3 protein-coding genes are annotated in these 5,464 nt (G+C 74.6%); all 3 read left to right on the top strand.

Annotated features, from left to right (window positions below; all coding sequences use genetic code 11):
• The first annotated feature begins 143 nt into the window (after positions 1–143).
• The 3 genes from ACFWH7_RS20605 to ACFWH7_RS20595 all read left to right on the top strand — a co-directional run bounded on the left by ACFWH7_RS20605 (position 144) and on the right by ACFWH7_RS20595 (position 5,363).
• Entirely contained in the window at positions 144–1,130 is a 987-nt protein-coding gene (locus ACFWH7_RS20605; protein WP_378219479.1) for a DNA topoisomerase IB, read from the top strand.
• Complete coding sequence (locus ACFWH7_RS20600) at positions 1,127–2,665, top strand: SDR family oxidoreductase (protein ID WP_378219477.1); 1,539 nt, start codon at positions 1,127–1,129, stop codon at positions 2,663–2,665. Before ACFWH7_RS20605 ends, ACFWH7_RS20600 begins: the two co-directional genes overlap by 4 nt.
• A 100-nt stretch (positions 2,666–2,765) precedes the next feature.
• A complete protein-coding gene (locus ACFWH7_RS20595; RefSeq protein ID WP_378219475.1) occupies positions 2,766–5,363 on the top strand; it encodes a glycoside hydrolase family 9 protein in 2,598 nt (865 codons plus the stop codon).
• Positions 5,364–5,464 lie beyond the last annotated feature (101 nt).

Genomic DNA, 5,464 nt, shown 5'->3' with positions numbered 1-5,464 from the left:
AAAAACCCCCCCCCCCCCCCCGCGCCCCCCCCCCCCCCCCCCCGGGGGGGGGCGGGCCCCCCCCCCCCGTCGGCGTGCCGAGGGGCGGTTCGCCGCGGCGTCCCCGGCGCGCGAGCGGGGCACGCGTCCCGCACGATGACCGGGTGCGACTGCGTCGGGTGTCCGTGACCTCCCCCGGGTACTCGCGGCGCCCGAAGGGCGACTCGTGGGTGTTCCTCGACGTCGAGGGGCTCCCGCTCGCCGACGAGGAGGAGCTCGCGCGGTGCACGCGCCTCGCGGTCCCGCCCGCCTGGGCCGACGTCTGGATCTGCCGGTACCCGAACGGTCACATCCAGGCGTTCGGGCGCGACGTCGCCGGTCGCGGCCAGTACCTGTACCACGAGCAGTGGCAGGTGCGGCGCGCGCGGCGCAAGCACGACCACGTGCTCGACGTCGGTCGGCGCCTTCCCGCGGCCCGGCGCCGCGTCGCACGCGAGCTCGTGCAGCCCGGCATGGGTCGCGAGAAGGTGCTCGCCCTCGCGTTCCGGCTGCTCAACCTCGCGTACTTCCGCGCCGGCGGCGAGATCTACGCGAAGCAGAACAACAGCTACGGCCTGGCGACGATCCGCAAGGAGCACGCGCGGGTGCGGCGCGACGGGAGCGTGCACTTCCACTACCCGGCGAAGTCGGGACAGGTGCGCGACGTCGTCGTGGACGACCCCGTGGTCGCCGAGCTCGTCACGACGCTCAAGCGGCGCCGCGGCGGCGTCGAGCTGCTCGCGTGGCGCGAGGACGGCCCCGACGGGCGCGCCGTGTGGCACGACGTCACGAGCGCCGACGTCCAGGCGGGCATCAAGGAGCGGCTCGGCGACGACGCGACGCCCAAGGACTTCCGCACGTGGCACGCGACGGTCCTCGCGGCCCGCGCGCTCGCCGACGCCGGGGCCGCACCCGCCTCCGAACGGGCGCGGCGCAAGGTCGTCACGGGGATCGTCAAGGACGTCGCGGAGGAGCTCGGGAACACGCCCGCCGTCGCGCGGTCCTCGTACATCGACCCGCGCCTGTTCGACCTGTGGGAGCGCGGCGAGACCATCGGATCGACGCGTTCGCAGACGCGGGCCGAGCGCGAGCTCCTGGAGCTGCTCTCGTGAGGGCCGCGGTCACGGGCGTCACAGGCTACGTGGGCGGACGGCTCGTGCCCGTGCTGCTGCGCGCGGGGTTCGAGGTGCGCGCGCTCGCACGCCACCCCGAGCGGCTCGCGGGGCGCGAGTGGGTGCACGACGTCGAGACGGTGGCCGCCGACGCTGCGGACCTCGACCAGATCCGGGCCGCGCTCGAGGGCGCCGACGTCGCGTACTACCTCGTGCACTCGCTCGGCACCGGGAGCACGTTCGAGGCGCGCGACCGTCGCACCGCGCTCACGTTCGCGCGCGCGGCGCGCGAGGCGGGCGTCGGGCGGGTCGTGTACCTCGGCGGGATGTTCCCGGAGGTTCCGGAGGGTGAGCTGTCGCGCCACCTCGCCTCGCGCAAGGAGGTCGGCGAAATCCTGCTCGCGTCGGGCGTCCCGACGACGGTGCTCCAGGCCGCGGTGATCCTCGGCTCCGGGTCCGCGTCGTTCGAGATGATGCGCTACCTCACGGAGCGGCTCCCGGCCATGACGACCCCGAGGTGGGTCGACAACCGCATCCAGCCCATCGCGGTGCGGGACGTGCTGCGCTACCTGGTGGGGTCCGCGACGATGCCGCCCGACGTCTCGCGCGCGTTCGACGTCGGCGGGCCCGACGTCCTCACGTACCGCGACATGATGCAGCGCTACGCGAAGGTGGCCGGGCTCCCCCGGCGCGCGATCGTCAGCGTCCCGGTGCTCACGCCGAAGCTCTCGAGCCTCTGGGTCGGGCTCGTCACCCCCGTGCCGTCGGGCATCGCGCGACCGCTCGTCGAGTCGCTCCAGCACGAGGTCGTGTGCCGCGAGCACGACATCCGGCGGTACGTGCCCGACCCGCCCGAGGGCCTCCTCGGGTTCGACCGCGCCGTCGAGCTGGCCCTGGAACGCATCCACGACGGCGAGGTCGTGACGCGCTGGTCGTCCGCCTCGGTCCCGGGAGCGCCGTCGGACCCGCTGCCGAGCGACCCCGACTGGGCCGGCGGCTCGCTGTACGTCGACGAGCGGCGGACGGTCGTCGACGCTCCGAGCGACGTGCTCTGGCGCGTCGTCGAGGAGATCGGCGGCCAGGGCGGCTGGTACTCGTGGTCCCTCGCGTGGCGCGTGCGGGGGCTCCTGGACCGCGCCGTCGGCGGGCCCGGGCTGCGGCGCGGTCGGCGCGACGAGCGGCACCTGCGCGTGGACGACGAGCTCGACTGGTGGCGCGTCGAGGCGATCGAGCCGGGCCGTCGCCTGCTGCTCCGGGCCGAGATGCGCCTGCCGGGGCTCGCGTGGCTCGAGCTGCGCGTCGACGAGGCGGCCGCGGAGCTCCCCGACGCGACCGACCCCGACGCGCCCGGGCCCACGCCCGAGGACGCGAGCGGGCCGGGCCGGACCTACTTCGCGCAGCGAGCGCTGTTCCACCCGCACGGCCTCGCGGGCCAGCTCTACTGGTGGGCGGTCAAGCCGTTCCACGGCGTCGTGTTCGGCGGGATGCAGCGCAACGTCGCCGCCGCCGCGGAGCGCGCCGCCCACGGCGGCTAAACGTTTCGGGGTGGCCCACGTCCTTGACCCCTGCTCCGCCGCGTCCGGACAGTGGCGTCGACCTGCGTCGACGCGGACGCAGCCGGACCGAGAGGCAGCCATGCACCTACGACCCACCGCGGTCCTCGCCACGGGCGCCCTGCTCGTCGCGAGCCTCGCGGCCACGACCCCGGCCTCGGCCGCGCCGGATCCGACGCCGGCCCCGGCAGCGGCCGCTGCTGCCGCCGAGCCGAACTACGCCGAGGCGCTCCAGAAGTCCCTGTTCTTCTACGACGCCCAGCGCTCGGGCGACCTCCCCGACGACTTCCGGGTGAGCTGGCGCGGCGACTCCGCGCTCGACGACGGCGCCGACGTGGGGCTCGACCTCACGGGCGGCTGGTACGACGCGGGCGACCACGTGAAGTTCGGGCTGCCCATGGCCTTCACGACGACGATGCTCGCGTGGGGCGCGATCGCGAGCCCCGACGGGTACGCGGCGTCGGGCCAGCGGGACGAGCTGCTCGACTCGCTGCGCTGGGTCAACGACTACTTCATCAGGGCGCACCCCGAGTCGGACGTGCTCTACGCGCAGGTGGGCGACGGCGACGCGGACCACAAGTGGTGGGGACCGGCCGAGGCGATACAGATGGACCGGCCGGCGTACAAGGTCGACCGGTCGTGCCCCGGGAGCGACGTCGCGGGCGAGACCGCGGCGGCCATGGCCGCGTCGTCGATCGTCTTCGCGGACTCCGACCCGGCGTACGCGGCCGAGCTCGTGGAGCACGCGGAGCAGCTCTACGCCTTCGCCGACACCTATCGCGGCAAGTACTCCGACTGCGTGCCCGTGGGCGCGTTCTACAACTCGTGGTCCGGCTACCAGGACGAGCTCGTGTGGGGCGCGTACTGGCTGTACGAGGCGACGGGCGACGCGGCGTACCTCGCGAAGGCCGAGCAGGAGTACGCCGGTCTCTCGCGCGAGAACCAGACGAGCACGCCGTCGTACCGCTGGACGATCGCGTGGGACGACAAGACGTACGGCGCGTACGCGCTGCTGGCCCAGGCGACCGGCAAGCAGCAGTACGTCGACGACGCGAACCGGTGGCTCGACTTCTGGACCACCGGGTACCAGGGCTCGCGGGTGCGGTACTCCCCCGGCGGGCAGGCGTTCCTCGACTCGTGGGGCTCGCTGCGCTACGCCGCGAACACGGCGTTCGTCGCGCTGGCCTACGGCGAGTGGCTGCGGGGTCGCGGCGACACGACCCGCGCGCAGACCTACCAGGACTTCGGTGAGCGCCAGATCGGCTACGCGCTCGGCGACAACCCGCGCGGCGCCTCGTACGTCGTCGGGTACGGCGAGGGTTCTCCGCAGAACCCGCACCACCGCACCGCGCACGGCTCGTGGCTCGACTCGCTCGCCGAGCCGGTCGCGACGCGGCACGTCTTGTATGGCGCTCTCGTCGGCGGCCCGGGTGCTCCGAACGACGCCTACACGGACAGCCGCTCGGACTACGTCGCCAACGAGGTCGCCACGGACTACAACGCCGGCTTCACGTCGGCGCTCGCGTTCCTCGTCGGCGAGCACGGGGGCGCCCCGCTCGCCGACTTCCCGCAGCCCGAGACCCCGGACCAGGACGAGTTCTTCGTCGAGTCGCGCCTCAACCAGCCCGGCACCGCGTTCACGGAGATCAAGGCCGTGCTGCGCAACCGGTCGGCCTTCCCGGCGCGCGTGCTCGACGACGTGCGCCTGCGGTACTGGTTCACGCTCGACGACGGCGCCGACCCGGCGACGCTGCGCGCCACGACGAACTACTCCGAGTGCCCCGGCGCGACGGCGACCGTGGGCCACGCGGGCGGCGACCAGTACTTCGTCGAGATCGACTGCTCGGGCTCGGTCGTCTACCCCGGCGGCCAGTCCCAGCACCGCCGCGAGGTGCAGTTCCGCGTCACGGCGGACGTCTGGGACGCCGCGGACGACTGGTCCTTCGCGCAGGTCGCGACCGGCGACGCCCTGACGAAGAACGCGCGCATCACCCTCTACGAGGGCGACGAGCTGCTGTGGGGCGCCGAGCCCACGGCCGGGCCGGTCGAGCCGGACACCACGCCGCCGTCGACGCCCGGGACGCCGACGGTCTCGGGCGTCACCACGACCGGGGCGTCTGTCACGTGGGCACCCTCCTCGGACGCGGGCAGCGGCGTCGCCGGGTACGACGTGCTGCTCGACGGCGTCCGGGTCGCGACCACGTCGGGCACCAGCCAGGCCCTGACCGGCCTCGCGCCCGAGACGACGTACCGCGTCGCCCTCGTCGCGACCGACCGCGCCGGGAACGCGTCCGCGCCCGGGCCGGCGGCCACCTTCACGACCCCCGCGACGTCGACGGGTCCCGCGCCCGGCGCCTGCGCCGTCCGCTGGTCGTCGAGCGACTGGGGCTCCGGCGGGACCGTGACCCTCCGCCTCACGAACACCGGGACCACGCCCCTCGACGGCTGGACGCTCGCGTTCGCCCTCCCCTCCGGGCAGACGGTGACGAACGGGTGGAGCGCCACCTGGACGCAGTCGGGCGCCGACGTCACCGTGCGTTCCGCCGCCTGGAACGGGACCCTCGCCCCGGGGGCGTCCGTCGAGGTCGGCGCGAACGTCGCGCACGGCGGGGTGAGCACGCCGCCGACGGGCTTCACGCTGGTCGGCGCGCCGGGCGGGACGGCGTGCACCGCGGGGTGAGCCCGCGGGGCAGCCGCGGATGATCGTCGACCCCCCCCCCCGCCAGGGGGCCCGCCCGCGCCGCCCCCGGCTCTGAGTAAAAAAAAACAACCCCACCACAA

Origin of the sequence: Cellulosimicrobium cellulans (genome assembly GCF_042723955.1) — a bacterium.
Lineage (GTDB): Bacteria > Actinomycetota > Actinomycetes > Actinomycetales > Cellulomonadaceae > Cellulosimicrobium > Cellulosimicrobium cellulans_H.
The sequence above is the reverse complement of the archived record's forward strand: the minus strand, read 5'-3'. Positions and strand labels throughout refer to the sequence as shown.

Excerpts from the sequence above, each read along its gene's own strand:
- ACFWH7_RS20595 (WP_378219475.1), top strand. The coding sequence starts at position 2,766 with ATGCACCTACGACCCACCGCGGTCCTCGCCACGGGCGCCCTGCTCGTC.